We start from the raw sequence: 25,398 nt of genomic DNA on the forward strand, positions 1-25,398 counted from the left end.
ATGAAGGGCAGAGTTATTAAGTCGACCGGGTCGTGGTATTCAGTGCTACTGGAAAACGAAGCTGTGGTAAACTGTCGGCTCCGGGGAAAATTCAAACTGGACAAGCAGAAGGTAACCAACCCGGTAACGGTTGGCGACTGGGTGGAAGTCGTTGTTGAGCCAAGCTCTGACACCGAGTACATCATTACTGATATTTATCCAAGAGACAACTACATCATTAGAAAGTCTCCCAAAAAAATGGCCTTTGGGCACCTCCTGGCTTCGAATATCGACCTGGCAGTACTGGTTGCTTCTGTAGTATATCCAAAGACTTCCACAGGCTTTATCGACAGGTTCTTAGTAACCGCAGAAGCTTACAGGATACCTTCTCTCATTTTATTCAATAAAAAGGATTTGTGGGACGATGAGGCCCGCAGTTTTGTCGAAGAAATGATGGAAACGTACAAATCAATAGGTTATTCGTCACTTATAATGTCTTCATTTGACGACGTGGATATTCAAAAGCTAAAAGAAGTACTCCACGGAAAAACATCGTTGTTTTCAGGCCATTCCGGCGTGGGTAAATCGACCCTTTTGAATAAGCTCACCGGCAGCGTCACCCAAAAAACACAGGAAGTGTCTGACTTTGCGAACAAAGGTGTGCACACCACCACATTTGCAGAAATGTTTGAAATTGAAAAAAATACTTTTGTAATTGATACACCAGGAATAAAGGAGCTAGCTTTGGCAGAAATTGAAGAAGAAGAGCTCAGCCATTATTTCCCTGAAATGAGAGAGCTTATCGGGCAATGCAAATACCACAACTGTACGCATACCCACGAGCCGGGGTGTGCGATCGTTGAGGCGCTGGATAGTGGGAAAGTGCCAGCGAGCAGATACAACAGCTATTTGTCGATGTACGACGACGAGGACAATCGCCGATAGCACATGCTTCAAATAGAAAAGAGCAAAGGATATAATTGAGAAAAATGAAGGCAAACGTAGGATTTGGATCAATTGACTACAAGGTAGAAGGGGAGCCTTTCGTTGGCAGGAATGAAGTGCTGGCAAAGCTGGATGATGATCTTACTGCAAGGAGAAACTGGCACAAGCAGGGCTATGTAATAAAGAGGTTCCTCCCTTCTGGCACCTACCTTCAGTTTCATGGCGGTATGGAAGAACTATTCCGCAAATGCCTGACCAGAGCAGGTATCGAAGTCAACCCAAATTTCAAGTCAAGCAATTATCATGAGCTTGTTAAAGGTAATTATGATCTCCACCTTAAAGTAATAGAGCAAACCAAACTGCTTCAATGGTATGACTTACCTATTCACGTGTCAATAATTGAGGAGATCGTCTCAGAGATAGTATCGATACCCGTGAGATCCGTCAAGCCTATGAACGGAGAGAGAGTCTTCCATTTTCGGGTGGTGAGACCAGGAGAGCCAGACTTCAATCCGTTGCACAGAGACGCCTGGCAGGAGGAAAATAAGGGTGCCATCAATATTTATGTGCCACTTGTGGGGAGCAATCAAAACTCATCACTATTGCTGGCTCCGGGTTCCCATTTGTGGCCCGAACATAGAATTACCCGATCAAAGGAAGGAGCCGTCATGAATGGCCTGAAGTTCAATGTACCAGGCGTTATGGACTCTCAAATCCCCATCGCTCTTGAACGACCAAATCCGGGCATCAACCATGTGATGGTGTTTTCTCCCTACCTTATTCATGGCGGGGCTGTCAACAAGAACAGAAGAACAACCCGCATATCACTTGAAATGAGATTTTGGCGCAAATAAGTGGCCTTGCAGCCAATGGTAACTGTTTCGCAACCACCTAAGATCAATTTTAAGCCGGTTGAGAAGCTCCAAAATAAGATAAATAAAAGGCAGGCGGCCATACCCCTTAAGCAATTCCAAAAACAACGTGGCTTCTTTGTGGTTGGCACTGAACACCGACTGACGTATTTCATACCTAAGCCTTCTTCTGAGAGCGTGATCCTCCTCTTCAGACTGGTTCATCTGTTGTATTTTCAAGCAAACCAGATAGGTAGAATGCAGTTGTTCGTCGCCCTTTTTATACCACCGGGTTGATAGGGACCCTGAATGCTTCCTGATCGAAGTAAACACCTCAGGCTGATAGGCATACTTATACTTTCTGGCCGACCTCACCCAAAAATCGAAATCTTCGTAAGAGAGCCTGGCATCGTATCCGCCAAGATTGTCAATCACCTGCTTCCGGAACATCATTGTGGGTGGAGCGATAAAATAGGTAGAGATAAGCAGCTTGTAAATATTCGCTTCAGGTTGACGAAAGGAAGTAGAAAAATGGTGCTTCAGGAAATCGCCTTTTTCGTTAATGTATTCAGCATTGTGGTAAATAACGCCAAAGCTTTCATCCAGTGTTTCAAAAAAAGAGACTTGAGCAGCGACCCGGTCAGGGCGCATCACATCATCAAGCGAAAAATCGATGATGTAGTCACCTTCTGCCAGCTTCAGTGCACTGTTGAACGAACTACAGTTCCCCTGATTTTTCGTATTCTCAATAAATGGAATATCTGGTTTACCTTTCAACAAAGACTTGATAACTTCACCGCTGTTGTCCTTGCTGGCATCGTCTACTACGATCACCTGAATATCAGGATAGGTTTGGTTCCAAACCGACTCCAGTGCCTCCTGTAGGTAGGGTGCCTGGTTATAGCAAAGACAGATGACGGATACCTTTTTCAAATCGTTTGCAAAATGTACAAAAATGGTGAAAATAAGATTTTTTGCATTGGACTACCCAGAACAGGTACCACTTCTATCCATCTGGCCTTTCAATACCTGGGCTTGAAGAGCATTCACTTTCCAAAACAACTTTGGGAAGATATTCAGCACCCAATTATGTCAGAGTTTACGGCATTCTCCGATACACCACTTTCACTTTTGTATCCAAAGCTAGACAAGGCGTTCCCCGGGTCGCTGTTTGTCCTTTCCACAAGAGAGTTGAACTCCTGGTTGAAAAGCTGTGAGTGGATGTTCAGGTACAAAGCCAATACGTGGGCATTTAACCAGGAACCCACCAAAACTTTCCATAGAGAACTGTTCGGCACCACTACATTCGACAAAGAAATGTTTACGAAAGGATACAATGAATTTCACAACGAAGCCCGCTCCTATTTTCAGAACAATGCGAACTTTCTTGAGCTAAACCTGCCTGAGGAAACAAGCCCATGGAAAAAATTATGCGGCTTTCTCGGCGCAGAGGAGCCTGATATTCCATTCCCACATCACAAAGACCACAGGTTTGGGCTCGTGGATCGGATTGCCATTTGGCTGGAGGATAAAAAGTATAACAACTCCCAGCCATGAACATCTTCGTCATTCCGTCGTGGTACCCTACCGAGGATGAGCCTCATACCGGCATATTCATCAAAGAGCAGGCTATTGCCCTGGCAACCTGCAATCGCCAAAACAACGTAGGTATTTCGACCTGGGGGTCGCACGTAAGGTCTCTTCTTCTTGAGAGAGAAAATATACATTTGTGGGGCAGAAAGATCCTTAGAGGGTTGGCATTGAAGCCACGCACAACTGACCACGCCAACAATTGTAGAGAATACTTCACACCTGCCTTTACATGGTCAAGGTCGCTTTTAAAAGGTAACATCAGAAAGATCATAGAGGTTAATGAAGCCCACTTTAATCGCTTTGCTAATGAATTTGGTAAGCCTGGCATCATCCACGCTCACACCGCCTATCCTGGTGGCTATGTGGCCATGAAGCTTGGAAAGAAACACGGCATTCCCTATGTGATCACAGAACAAATGAGCCCGTTTCCTCTCAAAACCTTCGATATCGCAGGTAAATTACACCCCTTAATACTGGTGCCCTACCAGCGATCACAAAAAAACATTGCGGTGTCCAGGGCCCTCTACCAAACGATGGCATCGAAAGGGGTGGCTAACCTAACGCTCATCAATAACCTGACTGACGAGGAATTCTTTCAGCCATCAACGTTCCAAAAATCGACCGCCCTGTTTCACTTCGCCTTTATAGGTAGAATAGAAGAACAAAAAGGCATCAGGTACCTTATTGAGGCAGCGGCTTTGTTAAGAGACGCAGATGTCGGCTTCACCTTGACGATAGGAGGCGATGGGTCGGAGATTGACAACCACAAGAAAAAAGCTGAGGAGTTGGGACTGACTGACCACATTCATTGGCTCGGCACACTTAGCAGGGAAGAAGTAAAAGCAGCACTACAGGCTTGCGATGCCTTTGTGCTGCCGAGCATCCACGAGAACCATCCGTTGGTATTGCTTGAAGCCCTGGCAATGGGCAAACCGGTGATAGCGACAAGATGCGGTGGCTCGGAAGAAATTGTGGCACCAGAAGTGGGTACGGTAGTGGACAAAGCGAATAGCCAGCAGTTGTTTGAAGCAATGAGGGAATTCTCACAAAGAAGCGTCGTTTTTGAAGCAAATGAGATAAGGGCGTATTTTCTTTCGCACTTCTCCAAACAAGTGATTACGCAGCAGTTGGAGGCTCTTTATAAGGAAGTCGTAGAAGGGTTCTCAACGTAGTAACCTGAGGCAAGCAGCAAAGCCCACTTCAGCTCCCATCTTCTCCTTAAAACTAAACAAGCCTTTCTGAGACTCACCACGCACCGACGACTTCCCCATGTCTATGAGTGCATACTCTCGCTCGGCCGCCCAGCCGTGGAGCCGATCGATCAGCATCACCATAGGGCTGTAGTTATTGTAAGCAGTGCTGGCAGCGGGCAAAAAATAGTAAAGCACCTTGTCTGACACGTGGGTGGTGATGCACGCAGCAACGATGAGTTGGCCGTCCCTGATCGTAAATGCCCGATAAACCCCTTCCAGGTTTACCCACGAACGCCGAAGGCTGCTTTCAGAGATATTGATAGCGACGCCCTGCTCCTTCCTGCAGTCTTCAATAAATGAATATACCTCGCCGAGCTTTTCCAATGACTCCTCAGCAAAAATGAACCCGGCATTCAGGCATTTATTTAACCGCCGCACCTGACTGCCATGCATTTTTTCCTTCAGTTGATGGGCTGGCGTTACGGGTATGTGTTGATGTAAGTCAGAGAATTGTGTAAGGAACCCAGCCTCCAGCAAGCACCTCGCAAACATATTCCCGGCAGTTGTCGGATATTCGGAGAAGGGTGAATAAACTGTTACCTGATGTCCTGAAGATTCACCTATAATACGACCGACAAGCGCTTGAATGTGTTGCCCTCCGACTTCCTGCGCAACCGAAAGCCCTCCGAATGGACTCCTGGGCATGCTCACCCAACCGTCATTGTCTATGAAAAAGTGAATAGCCCCATACACCTTGCCATTTCTCTCCAACGTAAATGAAACATAACCTCCATCAGGGAACTGGTTTTCCATAAATGCCATAGATTGAAATAGCAACGGCTTAAATGCCCACTGCCTTCTTTCCAGGCCTCTTCCATTCTGATAGAAATTCACTTCCATATTGCCTGAGTTACTCCTGTCTGGTACTAACAACCGTTGACCATCTTATTGCCAAAGAAAAATAAGCTTCGCAACATAATTCATGCATAGTTAGACGTTTAGTTTTTAGTTTTGCAACTGAATGAAAGATTATTGCTGCCATTTATGAAATCAACCTTTGGGCTAATTACTGTCCTGTTGTTCGTCATCCTCTCCCCTCCTCACACCGCAACATCGCAGGAAAGGCTTCCACTTTTTAGCAGTAAGAGTAAAATCAAATTAGTGCAGCTTTGTGTGGACCACATCTACAACATGGAATTTGATGAGGCCAGAGTGCTTTACAAAGAGATAAAAATTGCTTTGCCAGGTCATCCCGCCATCGATATGCTCGATGCTTTCTTTATCTCATGGCAGGAAATGCCTTTCAATGTTCATTCCCCGGGTTACAAGAACCACATTGCCAAGCTTCAAGCGGTAATTGAAAAGTCGCAAAAAATATTGAAAGAGGATGCTGATAATGAAGAAGGCATTTTCTTTGAAATGTCGGCAAGGGGGCTATTAGCAGAGTACTACGCTGACGAGGGTAGCTACATGAAGGCCATCAGCGAGGCTAAACAGACCTATGATTTCATCAAAAAAGGTTTCGAGCTGACCGACAAAAACCCGGAGTTTCTGTTCACTGTTGGCTTGTACAATTATTTCAGAGAGACCTACCCTGAAAGACATCCTATCTACAAGCCATTTTTGTGGTTTTTTAAGAGTGGAGACAAACAGCTGGGGCTTAAGCAGCTTGACCAGGCTTGCCGGCAAGGAGTGCTGACGAAAGTTGAAGCCAATCTTTACACGTCCTACATCTACTTGCGGTACGAGAACAATCCGGAAACTGCCCTCAAGTACCTTAGAAGACTTAATAAAGACTATCCGAAAAACGCCTTTTTCCAAACGAAGCTTGCTGAGGCGCTGGTGATGAACGAGCGCTACAAAGAGGTGGTTCCCCTGGCGGATGAGCTTCTTGGGAATTCAGACGCTTACTACCGTATGTCGGCCAACTTATTTCTTGGCATCATGGAGGAAAAGAAAGCTCAAAACTTAAGTGACGCAACCTATTATTACCAAAAAGCCCTGAGCGAATCAGCGACATTTGAGTTCAAGGGCGAATACTACAAAAGCCTGGCCTACCTGGGGTTGGGGCGGATTTTCCGGAGCCAGGGCAACAGCGACCTTGCCGACGGGCAGTTTAACCTGGCTATTGAATGGGCCACTACCGAGGAGGTGGAAAAAGAAGCTAAAGGTTATCTAAAACACTAGTGAAGTGGCCTCTTTTCAATCCATTAAAGCTACATCAGAAGGTTTCTACAAAGAGAAGGGCAGCAAGTTTCTGGCATTTGCATTCCCAGTGCGGACGGAAGATGATATCAAGCACCGGCTTGATGACCTCAGAAAGCAATACTATGATGCCCGGCACCACTGCTACGCCTACATCCTGGGCAACAAAAGTGACAAATACAGAGCCAACGACGACGGTGAACCCAACCACAGTGCAGGCGACCCCATTCTTGGTCAACTGCGCTCCAAAGACCTGACAAACACCCTTGTGGTGGTGGTTAGGTACTTTGGTGGCACCAAACTGGGCGTATCCGGTCTCATTACCGCCTACAAAACCGCTGCAAAAGAAGCGCTGGATGCTGCTGAGGTAATTGAAACCACCATCAAAGACGAGGTATTGATCGATTTCACCTACGAGCAGACCAGCGATGTGATGAGGCTCGCAAAAGAGTTCGGCCTGGAAATAGAGGGGCAAACATTTCAGGAAATGTGCTCACTTCAGGGTTTTATTGAGGTTGGCACCGGAGACTCGCTCAAAGAGAAACTTGCACTGGCAGGAGTTTCCAGTGTTCGCATAATCAAAGCCACATAACGTTAATACAAATAACCCTTGCTGTTCAGCACCTGGTAAATTTCCCGGCACACCCAGGCATCGGTAGCCGCATAGTGGATCTGCGCCTTTGTAAGCTCTTCGTTTTCCCAGTTGGAAGTTTGCTGGGCCTTGTTGATTCTTTTACCCAGAATCATCCCCGTCAAATTTCTGGCACCCATGTTTTCAAACTCAAGGTCTTTCACCACCTCATTCAGGTCAATAAACCCATCGGGTTCGAAGCGTCTGATCTTGTTCAAATCTACCAGGTCGTCACGCAAGGCCACACCTATTTTGGTAATGGATACGTCCTCCATCAGGTCGTAAATTCGATAGTGGGGCCCCAGGTGGTTGATTCTGAAGAGAAAGGCCTCTTCCTGAGTGGCAAACTGCACCAGAGCTGTCGGAAAATATTGGCCTTTCCTGAACGCTGGCTTTGTCTCGGTGTCGAAACCTAAAATTTTTTCCCTTGCAAGTACAGTGGTGGCATCTTTGATGTCGGCCTCATTCGAGATCACATGCACCTTACCTTCAAATCGAAACTCGGGTAATTGCAGTATTTCCTCTTTCGTAATTTTCTTTGGAAAGGTCATTAAGCTACTGCCTCCTTCTGCTCCTTGTACCTTCTGATTTTGATATTAAACACAGCAAAAGCAATGGTCATTAGTGGGCTTATTATATTAAAAAAACAATACGGGGCATAAATAAAGGTGCTCACACCAAGTACGCTGGACTGAGTGGCTCCGCAGGTATTCCACGGCACCAGCACCGACGTCACTGTTCCGCTGTCCTCCAGCGTTCGACTCAAATTCTCAGGCATCAATCCTCTTTCTCTGTAGATATCTGCATACATTCTTCCCGGCACCACGATAGCCAGATACTGGTCAGAAGCTGTGATATTAAAAAACACGCAGGTAGCAGCCGTTGATGTAATCAGCGACCATGTAGAATTCACCCGCTTAATAATCTCGGCAGCAATCTTTTTCAACAAGCCACCTGCTTCCATGATACCTCCAAATACCATAGCGCACAATATCAGCCAAATGGTGTTGAGCATGCCCGACATGCCGCCAGTTGACAGCAATTCGTTCACCATCGCATTGTCAGTCACCACATTGATATCTGTATAAAGTGCCTTCATCACTCCCACATACGTTTGTTTCCAAAGAGGCCCTTCTACGGCGGCCACCTCCAAAATGATATTGGGCTGGAAAATGAAAGCAAACACAGCTCCCAGCAGGGTGCCGGCCAGGAGTGCGGGAATAGCAGGTACTTTTCTGATAATCATAAAGATCACAGCCACGGGCACTATGAACAACCATCCGTTGATATCGAACTTATCACTTAGCGAGGCCAGGATAGGTGCAATATCATTTACTGTGCCGTCGGATGACGAGAATACGCCAATTCCGATATAAATGAGCAAAGTAAGTGTGAGCGAAGGAACAGTGGTATAAACCATGTACCTGATATGTGTAAACAAATCAGTACCGGCCATCGCAGGGGCGAGGTTAGTTGTATCAGAAAGAGGTGACATCTTATCACCAAAGTAAGCACCCGAAATAATGGCCCCGGCTACAAGCCCTTCGGAGATTCCGAGTGCCTGCCCGATACCGAGCAGAGCAACACCAAGGGTAGCAATCGTGGACCAGGAACTGCCCGTTGCCAGAGACACTATGGCACTAACAACGCAGGCGGCAAACAAAAAGATGGTAGGGTTAAGAATTTGAAGGCCATAGTAGATCATCGCAGGAACGATACCGCTTAGCAGCCAGGTGCCTGCCAGCGCCCCTATCAACAAAAGAATTAAGATCGAAGACATAGCGGAGCTGATGCTTTTCACCACCCCGTCAATCATATCATCCCAGGAAATACCCAGTCTTGTAGCAACAAGGGCCGCCACAGCGCCTGCTAAAATGAGTACGATTTGGTTGGAGCCGTCAAGGGCTGCATCACCAAAAATGACAACATTAAGAGACAGTAGAACAATAAGGAAAATGATGGGAATAAAGGCTTGCCAAAGGGTTGGCTCTTTCGTTTTTTGCATAAAAACGGTTTATAACGATATGAATAAGGTTTGAAGATAGTAAAAAATCAAAAGGGAGGCCTGCTTTTGCATTCCTATAAATATTTTACCACAAATGTTTTGGTTCTGTCTTTGATTAGTACAACTATCAACTGCTAGTAAGTCCTGCAAGTTCTTCCCCCACCAGCGTGCCGATAGCCACGCCCATACCACCGAGTCTCACTCCAACGGTTATGTTGTCGGAAAGCTTCTTTACAATAGGTTCCTTTGTTTTTCCGAACGCCATAATGCCAGACCACTGCTGATCAATTTTTAGTGAAGAGCCAGGCACAATCACCTCGGCAAGCAGTCGTTTCAGCTCAGCCAAAATTACCTCATTCACACCAAAATTAGTAGTTGTCTCTTTATCAAAATCGAGGTTCCTGCCGCCGCCCAGCAAAATCCGGTCGCCAGCGTTCCTAAAATAATAGAAGCCTTGATCCATGTGAAAAGTCCCCCGAAAAGGAACCTTTTTCATTGGCTCGGTCACAAAAACAAGCCCCCTGCCTGGCTTAATGTCCAGCTCAGGAAAGTACTGTGAAGCAAATGCGTTCGTGCAGAAAACCAGTTTTTTGGTTTTGAATACGATGTCGGTGTTGGTGGCAGATGAAAAAGCGGACACCTCCACATGGCTTTGCAAGTCTTCATGCCGCTTTACTTCGCAGCCGGTAAGCACATGTATTTTTTTTGCGGCAGCGATTTGATAAAGGCTTCTCATCATGTTGCCGGTATGCAGCTGCCCCTCCAGGGGATTGACAATGACCGTTTTTACCACCGACTTGTGGAAACCGAATTTTTGAACAAGCTGTGCGCCCTCCTGAAATACTTCAATACCGAAAAAGCTTTTCAGCAACCCATTCACTTTGGGGATTTCGGGCAGGTACTTTACCTCAGCTTCCGACACCAACTCATAACCGCCATTTTGCTGAAAGCCCAGCCCGGCATCCCCCACTCGTTGTCTGAGCTTCTGGAGTCCGGCCCACCTGCGTTTTACAAGTGCCAGGCAGCCCTCTTCACCAAGAACCTTGATATCTTCCACCAATTCGGTGAGGCTGCCAAAGCAGGCAAAACCTGCATTCTTTGTACTAGCCCCTGATGGCAGCAGACCACGTTCCAAAAGCAATATGCTGGCATCTGACGTTTTCTCTCGCAAACTAATGGCAGTACTCAGCCCAACAATACCTCCGCCTACCACGATGTAGTCCCAGTTTTGAAACGATTGGCTTTCCCAAAAACTTAATGACATAAGGCTGTTTTGTTTGGATGCAAGCTAGTGAATCGATCAATTACCCGACACCTCTTGTTGATAAATGGACTTAAAATATCAAAAGGATTATGTATTTTAGAAGAACATAACCCTAATGATCATTATGAGAAAAATAGACAGCCTCCTTTCGGAGTATGGCGAAAGCCACCAAAACAGCACCAACAAGGCCATTCACTGGATTTGTGTACCACTGATATTTTTTAGCATTGTGGGGCTTATCTGGTCTATCCCCAGTGGCTTTTTGCAGAATTTCATCAGCGACAATCCCTACGTGAACTGGGCCACGCTTCTGCTGGCAATCACACTCATCTACTACCTCACGCTTTCTATTCCGCTCTCCTTTGGCATGCTTGCGGTGGCTGCTGTTTGTTGCCTGGCCGCCAATTATCTAAGTCAAACCTTTGCCACACCACTCTGGGCCATTTCATTGGGGATATTTGTTGCGGCGTGGATCGGGCAGTTCTACGGACACAAGGTGGAAGGGAAAAAACCATCGTTTTTTAAAGACCTCCAGTTCCTCCTTATTGGGCCTGCGTGGCTCATGCACTTCATTTATAAAAAACTGGGCATACCCTATTGAGTCACTTTACACAAGCCTAAAAAGCGCTTCAGAAACTGGGTGATTGAGAATGGTTAATATAAAAGGAAACAAGTTCAGATTCATTGTAAGGTTTAGCTTTACCGCTCAGCAGTGGGGATTGATAAGAGCTACTGCCACCGTCGGCACTTAGCCACGCTGCCTATAGCTATAATATACGAAGTGGCGGGTACTGCTCCAGAAAGCTTCCGGGATTCACTTCGATTACTTTGCGGCTTAGGCCTCATGATGTGTTAGTTTCCGTCTTTCCGATTAGTTATCTTTGTTTTATGAGTTCAATAGTTGTAAACCCCAAAAGCGAGAAAGAATTGCAGTTTATCTCAGAACTGCTGCAAAAGCTGGGAGTTGATTCGAAGGTTTTGTCTGATGAAGATGCAGAAGACCTTGGATTATCCATGCTTATGAAAGACGTCGATCGTTCAGATTTTGCTTCTGAAGATGAGGTGATGTCAAAGCTTAAAGTTTAATGCAGGTTGTTTATTTGAAAAGGTTCAGTAAGGATCTTGATAGAATCACCCATCCGAAAGATCGACAAGCAATTGCAGATGTAATACAGATCGTCAAGCAAGCCAGCAAAGTTGACGAACTACCGAATATCAAGAAGTTGGCTGGTTTTAACGATGCATTTAGGTTGCGCTCTGGTGATTATCGAATTGGGATATTTATTGATGGGCAAGTCGTTCAGTTTGCTAGAGTAGCACATAGAAAAGACATCTATAAGATCTTCCCGTGAGTTGCCCCGTTTGAGCAACCATTTCCTGGAAACTAACTACAAAATAATTCCCGTCAAATAGTTTGGAACCCACGCCGAATACGATTAAAAGACGTGACTAAAGTGTGACAAAAGCATAAAAACACTATGGTTGGAATAATCGACACAGAAAAACAATACCACGAAGCGCTTCATCTGGTGGAGCGTCTTCTTGACGCTCACCCTGATTCGAAAGAAGGTAAAGAGCTTAGGCTACTATTGCTCGTCATAGAAAAATATGAAGATGAGCATTTCTCAATCGACAGCCCAAATCCTATAGAGGCTATCAAGATAAGGATGGAAGACCTGGGCTTAAAGAATAAAGACCTTGTGAAATCAATCGGCGATAAGGGGACGGTTTCAAAGGTACTGAATTACAAAACCTCTCTTTCGCTAAAGATGATACGAAACTTGAGTAAGCAATTGAGCATTCCCGCCGATGTACTGATCAAAGAGTCTACACCTGCTGTCTAGCTATCGGTTGCTAAACTAATTTCTTATAAAGACTCACCACCTCTTCACCCATTCTTTGCCATGAAGCCTTTTTAAGGTCGCTTTCCTGGGCTTTGGTGTAGGCTTTGAGCCTGGCTGGGTCGCCCTTCAACTCACCGATAAAGTTCTTGATGGAAAACGTATCCCATGGGTCAAACTTCGCTGCATGGGTGAGCACCTCCGAAACCCCGGCATTTATCGACAAAACTGCTGGTACCCCAGCACTCACGGCTTCCAGCGCCACAATACCAAACGGGTCGGAGTTAGATGTTAGCAGAAAAACGTCAGTGTCTGCAAAAAACTGAGGCAACTTCTTTTGGTTCAGGAAACCCGGGAAATTGAAATAGTGAGACAAATTCATTTTGTAAACCTTCTCTTTCAGTTGGTCCAGCATATGGCCGCTGCCCGCCATCGTAAATCGGTAGGCGTCATCCATTCGAAGGAGCTCCCTGGCCACATCCACAAAATGCTCTGGTCCCTTTTGCCCAACCATTCTCCCCAGAAACGAAACATTGAAAGTACTTCTTTTGTGGTGCTTCGCAGCCGCCACAGGAAAATACCCATTGTGGACGACGTGAATTTTAGACAACTTGATCCCATAGTGTAAATGGATGAGCTCCTTCGTTTGATGGCTTACGGTGATAATGGCATCGGCATTTTCGAAACCCTTTCGTTCGATATCGTAGATGTGTTGGTTCACGTGCACACCCATCCTATCAAACTCTGTGCTGTGACAGTGCACCACCAATGGCTTACCACTAGCCGACTTCGCCATTACCCCTGCTTCGAAAGTCATCCAGTCGTGCGCATGAATGACATCTGCATTTGACTTTGTAGCTTCCTCCCCTACTATAATGGCATATTTCACCACTTCATTGAAGAGGTCGGGGCCGTAGCCACCTTTCAACTTCTTGCGAAGTGGTTCAAGCTTTTCTTTTAATACCGTTTTTTCTTTTGTTTGCTTTTGAACTACGGGCTGTTTAACAAACTGCTCTTCCGACAAGTAGGGCAAAAGATAGGAGCCTATTTCCAGCACTTTCACATCTTCCCACCACTCCCGCTCTTCCGACAACACTTTTTTCCATTCCACTTCCTCAGCCTCCCTGAGCGAGACTTTGTTCCACGATTTCTTCGCTGTAACCTTCGGAAGTATAAAATCCACCGACACGTTCTGCTCACTCAGCCCCAGGGTCAAGCCATGACACGCAACACCTAATCCTCCGGAAATTTCGGGCGGGTATTCCCACCCAAGCATGAGTACCTTCATTCAAATGGATTTATGCTTCAATATAAAAAAGAAAGGATCAGTGTGGTAGATAAGTTCGGTAAAAAAGGAATTAATTATACACGATTCTCAGCACCTCTACCTTCACACCATGCTCCTTCATAAAGTCAATCCAAAAAACCTGATGGGCCGATAGGTGGTCGGTAGGAGATTTCACCTCCCAAAAGTGATATTCATCGCTATTCCACACAAACAGGTCGGGCAAGCCAGTACCATTCTCCAGCGGATTGCGGGCCATTTCCAACGAAATTTCCTTTAGCTGCTCAAGGCTTAGATGCCGAAACAGCGCTTCCATATGGGCGGCCAAATCAGGATGCCAGCCTACCCATGGGTTAACAATATTCTCCTTGGCTTGCATGGTCACAAACACTTTTTCCTGCAACTGTTGTTTACTTTCAAAAACAGAGAAAAAATGCTCAAAAGCCTGGTAGCGGCTTTTTAAGTAACGACGATCCTGCAGGTCAACCGGCACACGCTGCAAAGGCTGGTGAATGAGTGCCCGCTCCTGGCTGTAGAGCTCTTCCCAAAAAACCAGGCCGAACAGACTACGCCAGATATAGTTCTCAGTATGGGCGCCTTCAAAGCCTTGCTCTCGCAGGGTAATCAAAACATGCTCTTCGATGTTCAGGCTTCCATCTGGTTTTGGCACGATCAACTCCGGCGCCTCCTTCATCACCCTTGTGGTGGTAAGCACCTGTTTCTTTCCTGACAGCTTTACCAGTTGATCGCTGGCAAAAAGCCACTCAGAGTGCGTTTCCGGCTCGGCAGCAATTCGCTGCAGCACTTCCTTTGCATCATCCTTTTTCCCAAGGCCTATCAGCACCCTCACCAGCCGTTCCCTCGACTCAGGCAACGAATGCCTCGAATAGGTGATGGCGGCTCTTTCCAACAATTTGTTTTGCTCGTACCACTTGCCTGTGCGCATGATGAACTTCTTCACAATTGATTCCGCCACTGGCGACAGATTTTCGGGCACGTAAGTCAGCGCACCTACAGCCTCATCGATCAGCGCTTCATCCTCAAGCAACATGGCCCTTTTTAACGCCCTGTATTGCTGGTGCAGATCGAACAGTTGGCTCACCTCGTCATAGCTTCTGAATTGTGGTTTGAACAGCTCTTCATCGTAAGTTTCAAACTTAGCATTGCCAATATCCCTGATCACGAACTGCGACATATCGCCCCACGGATGCCCGAAGAAGAAAAGCCTGATCATCTCCAGTTGCTCCAGCTTTGCCATCTCCACCACTTCTTCCAGTTCCAGCAGCCTGTCCCTCATTTTGGGCAATGTGAAAGTTTCGAATAGTAACAGAATCAATTCTTCTCTGTTAGCTTTTTTTGCTTCCACCCCAACGCTTTTCAGTACCTCCTTCAACTCCCCTACTGTAAAAAGCCTCACCAGGTCCAGCGCATCCCATTCGTCGTTGACCACTGGTGAAGAAATAAATCCGTTTTTCTGTAACTCTCGCCATGCGGTGGCGGTATCCTTAATCTCAGTGTAAACTAGTTTTGATGGTCGGAAAAATCGACCTTTGCGGTTGGCCATCCGGATGTAAAGGCACTGAGCACTGATGCTTAAGGCACGAAAGTCGGAAAGGAAGCCAGTTTCAAAAGGAGTTAAAAATGAAGCGTATAGTCTTTCTACATGAGCCAGCACATAGAGGAAGTTGTCGTGGTAGTAGGTATCGTGAAGGCGAATTGGAGGCGTTCCCATTATTTTTCTTTCCGAAGATGCAACCCTGACACCAAATTAGACATCTAATAAGCAAAATCAATTCATTTTGAAAAGAAGAGAGTTAGCGGCCTATTTACTTTTTACACTTGCAATCCTGTATTGCATAGTGGTGGAGCGCAGCCATCTGATGGTCAGTACCACCGAGAATATTCTGGAGCGGCCGCTGCCTGCCTTTACCGAATTGATTATCGATATACCTTGCCAGGTAAGGGTACATACACAACGAGTGGGCCAGGGCAAAATCATCGGCGACAACGCCCTGCTCGACAAACTCAACCTTTCCTCAGAGGAAGGAACCCTCTACATCAAACTGGACGACCCTGAAGCCAAGCATTGGAAAAACTTCCTTTTCAGTCGCTGGGAAAGCGTCACGCTTGACATCTACATCCCTTCAGACGCACCTCAACTGGCCGGCACCTCCAGGTGGCTAACTTTCAAAGAATCGGAAGACGACGGCATGACTATCCATTCTTTCGGGCTTAGCAGCCTGAGAATCGGGACTGACAGCGTGATGTCGGCTAGTTTTTGAGTGCTCGATTTTCAACTTTAAAAGACTTTTACTATTCACTCATATTGAATAACTTCATCCAGAGTTAGTCAATGTACCTCATTGTTTGCAACCAGTTAACGAATATTAAGTGCCAAAAATATTTGAGTATTTTGGAATAATTATCTTTTTCTATTCAAATGAACATGACCCAATACACGTTCATGCTCAAAAAGGTGAATATGAAACCAAAGCCGAGTTCTTCCTTTTGAATGGAGAAATCACAGAGATAAAATTGTCGGCAGTCAAAGGCAGAAAAAGTCTTAAAAGTGGTGATTTAAGAGACTTCAAATTGTTCCTATCGAACTACTCCGAGAAAATAGTCGAAAAGTGGGTTGACTTTTTTGTGTATCATAAAAATGTTAGTTTTGAGAAGATTACAACAAAGCTGTCATGATTATCACAGACGATACGAAAGAAAGCAGCCAGGCTATTGTGAGCGTTTCGATGGCGGAGTATGTTAATGACTACACCATTCGGATTCATTTCAGTGACGGAATTACTCAACTGGTCGATTTCAAGGAATTTCTATCCAAAAGCAAACATCCCGCTGTTAAAAGATATCTCAATAAGGATTTGTTTACGAAGTTTGAGATAGTTGACGGTAATCTTAACTGGATGGATTACGATTTGATTTTTCCGGTTTGGGATTTGTATACTGGCAAAATTAGCTGAAACTAGTCCGCCCTGTAACCTGCCTCAGCGGTTTTCCTGGCCAGCTCTTCCAAATCTATCCCCACTATTTCCTTGGTCGCTTTTAGTGATTTCTCTTTCAAGCCTTTAGGTAAATCGTTATACCCCCAATACGCCCCAAGGATGGCACCTGTGATGGCAGCCACTGTATCGTTGTCACGGCCATAGTTAACCACAAATTCCATGGCTTTTTGAAAATCTCCGCCTGAATACTCCAGTGCCATCAGGTTAATGAAATGAATTTCTCCAGCATGAAAAGGAATGTCCTGTAGCCTGTCATCCATCAGTTCGTAAGCTTTTGATAGCTGTGCATATTCCAGCTTACTCCCTTTAAAATTTTTGGGCATCCTCAAAGCCGGATCAATGTCTTTTTCCGTCAACGCTTTGGCTTTGTACGCAATCTCTTTGGAAGCGGTATAGCTGGCGTAGGCTAGTCGCCCAATGAGCCTGCTGTTGAAATACCTAAGCGGGTCAACCTCCCTTGTAATCAGTGCTATTTGTTCCGGTTTTACACCCGGCTCCATGGCTTTGGCCACATAGGCTGCAGTAAGCCCGGTAATATCACGAGCATAGCCATGATCAAAGAAGCCCAACCTGTAAGATTCTGTATATGCTCTCTGAGGCTTCCCGGGATAAAACCCACCGATAGATGGCGAATAGAGCATGCCTGCACAAGCCATTTCTCCACCGTAGAATTTGTTCACAGCGTAGCTATAGCCCTGTAGATCGTCGTCAGCAAACGGCTTGGCTACCTTGGCCCACTCCTGTAGCCAGGTCATGTGCATCAGCTGGCGTTCCATGGCTTCAGGCCCAAAGGCATCTATTTCTTTCACCTGTTGCATTTCTGCTTTGTACAGATTGATGATGTGGTTGGCAAAAGCCTTTGCATCCAGCGAATCGCTGGCTTGCTGGGTGACCAGGTAGTTCCCCATCAGCAATTTCCAGCGGGTGTCGTCGGTAGTGCCACCGGCAGCCAGGTTGTCTTCCCACGGGCCTTCCGGTGAGCCTTCCCTGGTTACTGCATCCAGGCTATCGACAAAGCCGAACTGGGCTTGAATGGCAGTGCGATGCCACATTTCGGTGGGGGCTCCCATGGCATCGCCAATGGCTGAGCCGACCAGCATGCCCAGCACTTTATCGTAGTACTGCTCCTTAGTCAGGTCTTTTGGCCAATGGGTTGAGACCTGGCCAGAAGGTGCCGCTGGTGACGGGAAAGAGGGCGCTTTATTTTCGCTGTTCTGCTGGCAGGCAAGGAGCCCAATCATCAGGGCCAACAAGACAGTCGAAGCAATATGTTTTGTCTTATGCATTTGATGTTATCTTTTTAGCGGCCAGCTTGAGCAGCTCTTCCTTTTCTTCCAATGTCAATTCCAGCGGAAGCTGCGCCAGGCCAATAATCCTTCGCAAGATTTCCATCCCTTCAATTTGTCCGACAAATTCGGCGTTAATGCTTCCTCCGTATTGCGCCATTGCTTTTTCAATATCGGCTTCGGGCTGCTGCGCCATGTGCAAATGCGCCAGCATCACGCCCAGGTCATACTCGGCAGGGCCAAAGAAGCAAAACTCCGGGTCGATGACTTTAAAACCGGCATTCACCCGAAGCCAGCTGCCCGGATAGTAGTCACCATGCAGCAAAGCGTTGCCCGAAGCCAGGTAAATCTCGCCAAGCGCCGACACTTTGCGTTTCAACACGGAGTCGGTCTTGTAAGTCATTGCCAATGCCTGAAGACCCGGCTGTATTGTGTCAAGATCAAAGCCATTGTCTTCCATATAAGGATAAACAAACAGGTGCTCGTGGTTCAGCTTTCGCAGCGCCAGGTTGCCGGGAAAGGTATTCACTGTTTCACTGTCGAATTTTTGCTCATGCAGCACCTTTAGAAAATCCACTGCGGCCGTCAATTCTTCGGCTGTCATCTGTTCGTCTTTCTTATAAACAAATGTGTAATCAGCCCCTTTTCCAAGATCCTCCAACACCATCAAATGATTTTTAGCATCGAAGCCGACTACCCAGGGCAGGTATTTCCTCAGCTCCGGCAGTGAAGCCGCCAGGGCATAAAACCGGCGCTCTACGCCTATTCTTTCTATGGGTGCGGCAATTTGCGGGTACTTGTTAACAAAAGCTCTGGACTGCTTTAGAATAAGATTCCTGGTGTCCCCTACCACCCTCACCACTACGTTCATATTGCCTTCGCCGGGCTTTTCCAGTCTGAGCACCTCCTCGTAGGGTTCCATCCAGTTTCTATCCTGCAAGTACTGCAGCATGGCACTTCTCGAAATATCCAGGGATAATTCCATCTGACGCTTACGGTTTTGATTAAATAACGCTTACAATCGCAAAATGACTATTTGAAACAAAAGTTGCTGTATTAAAAGTCACTTTCTATTCAAATGGTCGGCAAGCGAACCAAACTGGCGGGCGTCGGTGTGGCAGCAATGCGCTGAGCGCTGGGAGCCGTTAGCCGCTAGTGAGAAGGCGTCGGTACGGCAAGTGGGTTAAGCGTTGGGGCCGTCAGCCGCCGGTGTGAAGGACGATCGGGTTTTTGAACCCGGTGTCTGACGGCATTTGCTGAGTGGCTATGGCCGTACCGACACCTGTGCTACCGAAGGCAGGCGTCGGTACGGTAGCGGAGACCTTAGCGAAGGGAACCGTCAGCCGCCGGAGTAGAGCACAGCAGTTTTTTTTGAACCCGGTGGCTGACGGCTTCCGCCAGTGGTCGGACACAGCTTGCTGAGTGGCTAGGGCCGTACCGACACCTGTGCTACCGAAGGCAGGCGTCGGTACGGTAGCGCAGACCTTAGCGAAGGGAACCGTCAGCCGCCGGAGTGCGATGCAGTAGGTTTTTTTGAATGTATCAAAGTACGCTTAACTTAGCCGTACAAAATCATATTTAGCTTTTCAATGCCACAAATCGACACCATTATTTTTGACCTGGGCGGCGTGCTCATCGACTGGAACCCACGTTACCTGTACCGCAAGATTTTTAAAACTGAAGAAGAGGTCACCTGGTTTCTTGACAACATCTGCACCAGTGCCTGGAACATCGAACAAGACGGTGGCAGGTCATTTGCGGAAGCAACAGACTACCTCGTAGCCAAACATCCTGAGTGGGAGGAGCCCATCAGGGCTTACTACGGAAGATTTACGGAAAGCTTCAACGGTGCCATTCGGGAAACGGTGGAGATACTAGATCACCTCAAAAACAAAACGGATCACAGACTCTACGCCCTTACTAACTGGTCGGCAGAAAGCTGGCCCTATGCGCTCGACACGTTTCCTTTTTTGCATTGGTTTGAAGGCGTGGTAGTGAGTGGCGTGGAGAAAACAAGGAAGCCTTACCACGACATTTACCAGATCGTTTTTGATCGCTATGGGGTGAATCCGGAGACGGCCATTTTCATTGACGATAACCATGATAACGTGGTAGCGTCAAAGGAGCTGGGCGTGACAGGCATCCACTTCAAAAGCTCAGCTCAGCTTCGTGAAGACCTGCAAAAGCTGGGTGTGCTCAGCTAGAGATAGGGCTCAAAAAAGTCGACAGGCAGGTGCCAAAGCTTGTCTTTGAACCTGCTTCGGAAAAACCCAAAATGACCGATCTCCTTCAAGCCGAAATCTGATGGCTTCAATTGCTGGTGGGTTGTTTCGGCGTTCGAGTACTGCGTCTGTAAAAACTTAACGGCTCGTGGGGGTGCCATCATGTGGTCGTCGTGCACACCAACAAAATGAATGGGTATGGTGAGAGCTTCGAACTTTTCTTTCACGGCTTTATCATCCTTCCAGATACCCTGCGGATGCAATCCCCAGGTTCTCCATTCGAGGGCAGCCTGCTTCGGTAGTGGTGGGCCTCCACCCACCACAATGCCCGGCATATAACCCAGGGCGTTGGAGCTAAGCGGAAGGGAGACTTTCCAGAAAAAATTAACAAGAAATCTGTAAACGCCATCCCACAAATGGTTGGCCGCACATTGGGATCCAATGAACCAGGCAGCAGTTATTCGGGGGCTCAATTCCGCCAACGGAAGTACCTGCCCAGCCACGCTGTGGCCGATCACAAAGACCTTTTCATAATTGTCGAATCCCCAGGCCAGCGCTGCCTGCAGGTCAAGCCGGCCCCAGTCGCTCATTTTGGCATCAAAGCCTTTGATGGGCCCATGCAGTGATTCGCCAATACCCCGATAGTCGAAGGTCATCACATTGAACAGCCCTGTTTCTGCCAGGTAGGCGGCGTACTTGCTGTAATAAGGCTTGGGCACGCCCGTGGCCGAGGCGATGACCACCAAGGACTTAGAAGAAGTCGATGCTTTGAATAGCTGTGCCGATAGTTGGTAACCATCGGAGGCAGTTAGCTGGTGAGGAGGGGCGATCATAGAAGTTAAAAAAGTATGCACAAAGATAGTATCATACTATTGAATCCGGTCGGGGAAAAGACATTTATAAAAAGAACCTGGAGGCAGCTTTCAACGCTCGTTCGGTGCCTGCACGCAGAACCGGTAAATAGTGCAGCAATCACAAAGGTCGGCCGTAAGCAGCGCTGTAGAGAATAGCCGCAAGACTACATCCAAAGAAAATCATACGATTTTAAGAGAGCGAAATATTACTTTAGTGGGACTTTTAAACCTTATTATGCACGAGGCTGCGTTATTATCTCGAAAATCGGTTCAATGATCGACGAAAAAAGCTGTTTACAGGCAATAGCGCAAGGTAGCGAAGCGGCACTGGAGCAGCTTTACAATCATTATGCTGATAGAGTATACAATACGCTGATAAGCTACACCAGGAATGCGGAAGATGCCGAGGAGTTGTTGCAAGATGTATTTGTAACCATTTTCAACACTGCGTCCGGTTTTCAGTTTAACTCTTCCGTTGGTACCTGGGTCTACCGCATAGCTGTCAACAAATCATTGGATTTTCTTAGAAAACAGAATAGCCAAAAAAGAAAAGGTGTCTTCGCTTCACTGTATGTGAAGGATTCGGCTGAAATAAAATATGAATCTGCCGATTTCGTACATCCAGGCATTCAATTAGAAAACAGGGAAAATGCCAAGCTGCTCTTCCGGGCGATAGACACACTTCCTGAAAGTCAAAAAACAGCCTATATCCTCACCCAGGTTGAGGGGTTGCCGCAGAAGGAAGCGGCTGAAATCATGAACCAAAGTGCAAAATCTGTTGAGTCGCTGGTGCAGCGAGCAAAATCGAATTTGAAAAACGAGTTAGAAAAATATTTTCCTGAACGAGGGAAAACTAAAAATAGTACGTCAAAATGAACATGAACCAAAAAAATCGTGCTACAGAGATAATGAACAGCCTGGAAGGCATTCAAAGAGCCAAAGCTCCACACGATGGTTTTGCCAAAATTCAGCAGAAGCTGGCTGAGCAGCGAAAACAACAGCCACTCACCAAACAACAGGCGGGCAATGAATGGATCAAAATTGCAGCTGTCATAGCGCTGGTGGTCTGCTCGAATATATGGGCCGTTTCAAACTATCTGGGATCCAACACCAGCACCTCGGTGGAGACGAGTGGCTATCCGCAAATTATGTCTGATTTTAACTTGTACGACAATGAGTAATAAAATGTATCGCATCGGATTTTTAATTCTTCTGGTGATCAACGTTGTGCTTGTGATACTCTTCCTGGTCGGGCCAAAACCCCCAAAACACCAAAGTGGAATAAAGGACGAAATCGGCCGGGAGCTAGGCTTCACCAATGAGCAAAAAGCAATGTTTGACGAAATGGCAACAGCACATAGGGAAGCTATTCTGGATCTTGAAAAGCAGGAGCAAGAGCTGGTGAGGTTATTTTTTGAGCAACTGGGCTCAGAAAACATTAGCAGCGATAAAGAGGCTTTACTTGAGCAAATGTTGCAGCTGGAGAAGGATAAAATCATGGTCACATACGACCATTTTGCAGCACTCAAACAAATATGCACTGAGGAACAACAGCTCAGATTTGACGACGTGATGAGGCGAATTATACCTGTATTGACCAATTCACCCGACAGGCCGATGACTCCTGGAAGGCCTCCCTTTTGAAGCCTTGGCCCTTCCCCGCTACTCTAAAGGACTGATCGAAAATCAAAACTGATCAACATTATCCTTCGCCAGCGAAGGATTTTTTTTGCCCTCAAAAGAAAAATATAAAGAGACCGAAGGATTTGAAACCAAAGCACGTCTATACATCCAAAAAATATAGATATGCACAAATTTCAGTCCCGTATTTTCTTCTTATTAATGCTCGCTATTGTGATTTCATCCAATGGCTGCAAAGACGATGTAACGCCCGGCGATGAGGCAGGAATAGTCGTTGACGTAGACCCTTCCCTGTTCCTGGAAGGCACCACCGTTACCACTATCGACTGCACACTTTCTGATGGAACCAAGACCACTTGCTACCAAATAGTGGCGAGTACGCCCACCGATCACGACATGGGTCCCTGGTGCCCTGACAACATTGCAGATGGTGCAGAAGCCGGTGGAATCTGGCTGGAAAACGGAGAGGTATATGATGTAGATGGGGCCTTTGTTGCCAATATGGCCAACTTTTATAATGACGACACCTGGCTCATGTATGATGCCAATGGTGATATTTACGTCACAAAAACAGAAGACGACTGCATCAACGCAGCCAACCCCAACGTGGGGGTAGCCTACAAGAACTTCTGCGTAGAGTGTATTCCCGACTACATCTCTGATCTCACCAGCACCTGGTTGATCCCAACTACCCCGGTAAAATTAACCGCCCCGGCCAGCTTTGGCGGAATGGGCCCTCCTGGCCAGCAAGTATCAGGGCCGTCGGTACGGGGCATCGCCTTCAATGGAGCAGAGTTTTCAGCATCAGCACCTGTCGACAACATATTAGGTGCCTATACTTTGGCCCCATTCGATGATGCGGGCGGTCACATCAACGTGCATCAGGGTTATCATTACCATGCAGCAACAGGTGTTTCTACACAGGTAGCACAGAGCGACGGGCATGCAGCTATGATTGGCTATGCCATGGACGGGCACGGCATCTATGCACAGGTCAACGAAGATGGCAATGAGCCAAGCGACCTGGACAGCTGTCGTGGGCACTACGATGACACGAGAGGCTACCACTATCATGTGGATGCCCCTGGCTCCAACAATTTCATCAACTGCCTGCACGGCGCATACATCAATTAATTGAAAACAGCCGCTATGAAAAAGATAATGAAATCAATTTTGGCAATGGTTGCGTTTCTTTCAGCCACATCAGCGATTGCGCATCAACCAGATATTTCTTCATTCACGCTTATTGAAAAGGAGACCGGCCAGTGGATGCTTCAGTTGAACGCCTCTATGACGGCCTTTCAGTATGAAGTAAGAAATGCCTACGGCGAAGACTCCTACGCTTCGGCCGAGGAATTTAACCAATTGCTTTTGACCCACCTGAAAGAGCAAATCGACATCCGGATAAACGACAAAGAAGTGGCGTTCGAAAACGGAATGGTCATGCTTGGGCACGCCACCACTGTTGCCTTTGAGCTATACGGAGTGCCTGATACGGTGGAAGAAGTGTTTGTTGCAAACAAGGGGTTTCAAAGCATTCATCGCAGTCAGGTTATCTTCAGCATCGTCAAAGAAGGGCTTGCAAGGTCCCGGTTTGTTTTAAATGAGGCCAATGACTACCAGCTCAATGCATCATTAAAAGGCAATCAATTAATGATAGCAGAGGCCTCCTCCCCCAGGGTGTATTGGATGGCCCCAGCAACTGTTGCTATCGCCTTTGCACTGTTTGGGTTTCTTTTTTACGGCATCAATTTTAGAAAAACGGTTTGGGCTCCTGGGGCTTGATCAATGTGATCAGTTGACTTTTAATTTATCAATCATGAAAAAAATATTCCTACCCATCATTCTCCTGAACATGGTGTCATGTCAGAGTGATGATGTTGCCGATAATATGGCAGGTTCAGTAGAAATTGCTGATGTTGTGCTGGCCCATTTTAAAAATGACTATACCGATGGTGTCAGTGTTCAGGTAGCCGACGGCAATATCACCATTAGCAGCACCGGATTGCCCAACCACAAAACGCCTTACTGGGGAGCGGGCAACGAAATGTACGAGGATTTTCCTGAAGGGTATCATGCCAACGTGAATACGAGCATGTCTGCCCACAATTATCGAATGACTATTGCGACGATGCCAGCCGCATCGGGCAACCATGAAGAAACAACATTAGGGCCTATAGGCATGGCAGTGAATGGTGTGCCTATTTACAACGACAGGGAAGGCGGCAACGTAGCTCTTGACGCTTTAACGATCACCACATTCGATTATTCGGGGGCTCATCCGGGGCCTGGCAAAGACTATCACTACCACACCACCGGAAGGTACACCACCGTGGATGACGATCATTTGGTTGGTTTTTTAAGAGATGGCTTTCCTATTTATGGGAGGAGGGATCAAGACGAAACGTATCCTGCCGATTTGGATACATATGGTGGTCATTTCGGCACCACGTCAGATTTCCCGAACGGGATCTACCATTATCATGCTAGTAATGTGAATTATTTAAACACTGGCTATTATATCCTGAAGGCTGGCGCCTACTATGGCACAAAAGGCACCTTTACCCAATAACAACAACTCATTGA

General features: G+C 46.7%; 30 protein-coding genes. 20 read left to right on the forward strand and 10 right to left on the reverse strand.

Features of this window, described 5'->3' with window-relative positions; all coding sequences use genetic code 11:
- Nucleotides 1-924, forward strand: a complete 924-nt coding sequence (rsgA, locus tag RIF36_RS15530; RefSeq protein WP_350123552.1) for a ribosome small subunit-dependent GTPase A — start codon at nt 1-3, stop codon at nt 922-924.
- Nucleotides 925-968: 44 nt separating this feature from the next.
- Nucleotides 969-1,778 carry a phytanoyl-CoA dioxygenase family protein gene (locus RIF36_RS15535; RefSeq protein ID WP_350078920.1) on the forward strand — a complete coding sequence of 270 codons (810 nt, stop codon included), beginning with the start codon at nt 969-971 and terminating at the stop codon, nt 1,776-1,778.
- On the opposite strand, the gene RIF36_RS15540 is transcribed toward RIF36_RS15535, so the two are convergent.
- Entirely contained in the window at nt 1,749-2,708 is a 960-nt protein-coding gene (locus tag RIF36_RS15540) for a glycosyltransferase family 2 protein (protein ID WP_350123555.1), read from the reverse strand. The genes RIF36_RS15535 and RIF36_RS15540 overlap by 30 nt on opposite strands.
- Nucleotides 2,709-2,720: 12 nt before the next feature.
- On the opposite strand from RIF36_RS15540, the gene RIF36_RS15545 reads away from it, so the two are divergent.
- Nucleotides 2,721-3,332: a sulfotransferase gene (locus RIF36_RS15545; RefSeq protein ID WP_350123558.1), complete on the forward strand. Its 612-nt coding sequence runs from the start codon at nt 2,721-2,723 to the stop codon at nt 3,330-3,332.
- Nucleotides 3,329-4,540: a glycosyltransferase gene (locus RIF36_RS15550; protein WP_350123561.1), complete on the forward strand. Its 1,212-nt coding sequence runs from the start codon at nt 3,329-3,331 to the stop codon at nt 4,538-4,540. The genes RIF36_RS15545 and RIF36_RS15550 overlap by 4 nt, the downstream gene beginning before the upstream one ends.
- On the opposite strand, the gene RIF36_RS15555 is transcribed toward RIF36_RS15550, so the two are convergent.
- Complete coding sequence (locus tag RIF36_RS15555) at nt 4,532-5,461, reverse strand: GNAT family N-acetyltransferase (RefSeq protein WP_350123563.1); 930 nt, start codon at nt 5,459-5,461, stop codon at nt 4,532-4,534. The genes RIF36_RS15550 and RIF36_RS15555 overlap by 9 nt on opposite strands.
- Nucleotides 5,462-5,605: 144 nt before the next feature.
- Here RIF36_RS15555 and RIF36_RS15560 point away from each other — a divergent pair, with 144 nt between their 5' ends.
- Nucleotides 5,606-6,748 carry a tetratricopeptide repeat protein gene (locus RIF36_RS15560; RefSeq protein ID WP_350123565.1) on the forward strand — a complete coding sequence of 381 codons (1,143 nt, stop codon included), beginning with the start codon at nt 5,606-5,608 and terminating at the stop codon, nt 6,746-6,748.
- 4 nt (nt 6,749-6,752) lie between these two features.
- Nucleotides 6,753-7,358 (forward strand): IMPACT family protein, encoded by a 606-nt coding sequence (locus RIF36_RS15565; protein WP_350123568.1) that lies wholly within the window; start codon nt 6,753-6,755, stop codon nt 7,356-7,358.
- 2 nt (nt 7,359-7,360) lie between these two features.
- Here the strand turns inward: RIF36_RS15565 and RIF36_RS15570 are convergent, their stop codons facing one another.
- From RIF36_RS15570 to RIF36_RS15580, 3 genes are all read right to left on the reverse strand, one after another.
- Nucleotides 7,361-7,948, reverse strand: coding sequence for a 3'-5' exonuclease (locus RIF36_RS15570; protein ID WP_350123571.1), 588 nt, complete (start codon nt 7,946-7,948; stop codon nt 7,361-7,363).
- Nucleotides 7,948-9,402 (reverse strand): Na+/H+ antiporter NhaC, encoded by a 1,455-nt coding sequence (gene nhaC, locus RIF36_RS15575; RefSeq protein WP_350123435.1) that lies wholly within the window; start codon nt 9,400-9,402, stop codon nt 7,948-7,950. The genes RIF36_RS15570 and nhaC overlap by 1 nt, the downstream gene beginning before the upstream one ends.
- 127 nt (nt 9,403-9,529) lie before the next feature.
- Complete coding sequence (locus RIF36_RS15580; protein ID WP_350123575.1) at nt 9,530-10,666, reverse strand: NAD(P)/FAD-dependent oxidoreductase; 1,137 nt, start codon at nt 10,664-10,666, stop codon at nt 9,530-9,532.
- A gap of 124 nt (nt 10,667-10,790) precedes the next feature.
- On the opposite strand from RIF36_RS15580, the gene RIF36_RS15585 reads away from it, so the two are divergent.
- From RIF36_RS15585 to RIF36_RS15600, 4 genes are all read left to right on the forward strand, one after another.
- On the forward strand, nt 10,791-11,267 hold the full coding sequence (locus tag RIF36_RS15585) for an Mpo1 family 2-hydroxy fatty acid dioxygenase (RefSeq protein ID WP_350078900.1): 477 nt from the start codon (nt 10,791-10,793) through the stop codon (nt 11,265-11,267).
- 287 nt (nt 11,268-11,554) lie between these two features.
- Nucleotides 11,555-11,752, forward strand: a complete 198-nt coding sequence (locus RIF36_RS15590; protein WP_350094254.1) for a hypothetical protein — start codon at nt 11,555-11,557, stop codon at nt 11,750-11,752.
- Nucleotides 11,752-12,018 carry a type II toxin-antitoxin system RelE family toxin gene (locus RIF36_RS15595; RefSeq protein WP_350123578.1) on the forward strand — a complete coding sequence of 89 codons (267 nt, stop codon included), beginning with the start codon at nt 11,752-11,754 and terminating at the stop codon, nt 12,016-12,018. Before RIF36_RS15590 ends, RIF36_RS15595 begins: the two co-directional genes overlap by 1 nt.
- 126 nt (nt 12,019-12,144) lie before the next feature.
- Entirely contained in the window at nt 12,145-12,510 is a 366-nt protein-coding gene (locus RIF36_RS15600; RefSeq protein WP_350123581.1) for a helix-turn-helix domain-containing protein, read from the forward strand.
- A 10-nt stretch (nt 12,511-12,520) separates the two neighbouring features.
- On the opposite strand, the gene RIF36_RS15605 is transcribed toward RIF36_RS15600, so the two are convergent.
- A complete protein-coding gene (locus tag RIF36_RS15605; RefSeq protein ID WP_350123584.1) occupies nt 12,521-13,795 on the reverse strand; it encodes a glycosyltransferase family 4 protein in 1,275 nt (424 codons plus the stop codon).
- Between the two features lie 70 nt (nt 13,796-13,865).
- Nucleotides 13,866-15,524, reverse strand: coding sequence for a VRR-NUC domain-containing protein (locus RIF36_RS15610; protein ID WP_350123587.1), 1,659 nt, complete (start codon nt 15,522-15,524; stop codon nt 13,866-13,868).
- A 67-nt stretch (nt 15,525-15,591) separates the two neighbouring features.
- On the opposite strand from RIF36_RS15610, the gene RIF36_RS15615 reads away from it, so the two are divergent.
- The 3 genes from RIF36_RS15615 to RIF36_RS15625 all read left to right on the forward strand — a co-directional run bounded on the left by RIF36_RS15615 (nt 15,592) and on the right by RIF36_RS15625 (nt 16,767).
- Complete coding sequence (locus RIF36_RS15615; RefSeq protein ID WP_350123416.1) at nt 15,592-16,074, forward strand: hypothetical protein; 483 nt, start codon at nt 15,592-15,594, stop codon at nt 16,072-16,074.
- A gap of 109 nt (nt 16,075-16,183) precedes the next feature.
- On the forward strand, nt 16,184-16,489 hold the full coding sequence (locus tag RIF36_RS15620) for a DUF4160 domain-containing protein (RefSeq protein WP_152000838.1): 306 nt from the start codon (nt 16,184-16,186) through the stop codon (nt 16,487-16,489).
- Nucleotides 16,486-16,767, forward strand: a complete 282-nt coding sequence (locus RIF36_RS15625; RefSeq protein ID WP_350123413.1) for a DUF2442 domain-containing protein — start codon at nt 16,486-16,488, stop codon at nt 16,765-16,767. Before RIF36_RS15620 ends, RIF36_RS15625 begins: the two co-directional genes overlap by 4 nt.
- A 2-nt stretch (nt 16,768-16,769) precedes the next feature.
- Here the strand turns inward: RIF36_RS15625 and RIF36_RS15630 are convergent, their stop codons facing one another.
- Together RIF36_RS15630 and RIF36_RS15635 are read right to left on the reverse strand one after the other, a co-directional pair.
- Nucleotides 16,770-18,095 (reverse strand): ADP-ribosylglycohydrolase family protein, encoded by a 1,326-nt coding sequence (locus RIF36_RS15630; RefSeq protein ID WP_350123590.1) that lies wholly within the window; start codon nt 18,093-18,095, stop codon nt 16,770-16,772.
- Complete coding sequence (locus RIF36_RS15635) at nt 18,088-19,080, reverse strand: phosphotransferase (protein ID WP_350123593.1); 993 nt, start codon at nt 19,078-19,080, stop codon at nt 18,088-18,090. The genes RIF36_RS15630 and RIF36_RS15635 overlap by 8 nt, the downstream gene beginning before the upstream one ends.
- Nucleotides 19,081-19,684: 604 nt before the next feature.
- Between RIF36_RS15635 and RIF36_RS15640 the strand changes: the two genes are divergently transcribed.
- Nucleotides 19,685-20,299 carry an HAD family hydrolase gene (locus RIF36_RS15640; protein ID WP_350123596.1) on the forward strand — a complete coding sequence of 205 codons (615 nt, stop codon included), beginning with the start codon at nt 19,685-19,687 and terminating at the stop codon, nt 20,297-20,299.
- Here RIF36_RS15640 and RIF36_RS15645 read toward each other — a convergent pair.
- Complete coding sequence (locus RIF36_RS15645; RefSeq protein WP_350123599.1) at nt 20,296-21,150, reverse strand: alpha/beta hydrolase family protein; 855 nt, start codon at nt 21,148-21,150, stop codon at nt 20,296-20,298. The two genes, RIF36_RS15640 and RIF36_RS15645, sit on opposite strands and share 4 nt — an antisense overlap.
- A gap of 294 nt (nt 21,151-21,444) precedes the next feature.
- Here RIF36_RS15645 and RIF36_RS15650 point away from each other — a divergent pair, with 294 nt between their 5' ends.
- From RIF36_RS15650 to RIF36_RS15675, 6 genes are all read left to right on the forward strand, one after another.
- Entirely contained in the window at nt 21,445-22,047 is a 603-nt protein-coding gene (locus RIF36_RS15650) for an RNA polymerase sigma factor (RefSeq protein ID WP_350123602.1), read from the forward strand.
- Nucleotides 22,044-22,352, forward strand: coding sequence for a hypothetical protein (locus RIF36_RS15655; RefSeq protein ID WP_350076066.1), 309 nt, complete (start codon nt 22,044-22,046; stop codon nt 22,350-22,352). Before RIF36_RS15650 ends, RIF36_RS15655 begins: the two co-directional genes overlap by 4 nt.
- The gene (locus RIF36_RS15660) at nt 22,345-22,815 is read left to right on the forward strand and encodes a Spy/CpxP family protein refolding chaperone (RefSeq protein WP_350123605.1); all 471 of its coding nucleotides are present in this window, start codon (nt 22,345-22,347) and stop codon (nt 22,813-22,815) included. The genes RIF36_RS15655 and RIF36_RS15660 overlap by 8 nt, the downstream gene beginning before the upstream one ends.
- Nucleotides 22,816-22,977: 162 nt before the next feature.
- The gene (locus tag RIF36_RS15665; protein WP_350123608.1) at nt 22,978-23,946 is read left to right on the forward strand and encodes a YHYH protein; all 969 of its coding nucleotides are present in this window, start codon (nt 22,978-22,980) and stop codon (nt 23,944-23,946) included.
- 15 nt (nt 23,947-23,961) lie between these two features.
- Nucleotides 23,962-24,597 carry a hypothetical protein gene (locus tag RIF36_RS15670; protein WP_350123611.1) on the forward strand — a complete coding sequence of 212 codons (636 nt, stop codon included), beginning with the start codon at nt 23,962-23,964 and terminating at the stop codon, nt 24,595-24,597.
- Between the two features lie 34 nt (nt 24,598-24,631).
- Nucleotides 24,632-25,384: a YHYH protein gene (locus tag RIF36_RS15675; protein ID WP_350123614.1), complete on the forward strand. Its 753-nt coding sequence runs from the start codon at nt 24,632-24,634 to the stop codon at nt 25,382-25,384.
- Nucleotides 25,385-25,398: the final 14 nt, after the last annotated feature.

It is taken from the genome of Imperialibacter sp., from assembly GCF_040222815.1.
GTDB lineage: Bacteria > Bacteroidota > Bacteroidia > Cytophagales > Cyclobacteriaceae > Imperialibacter.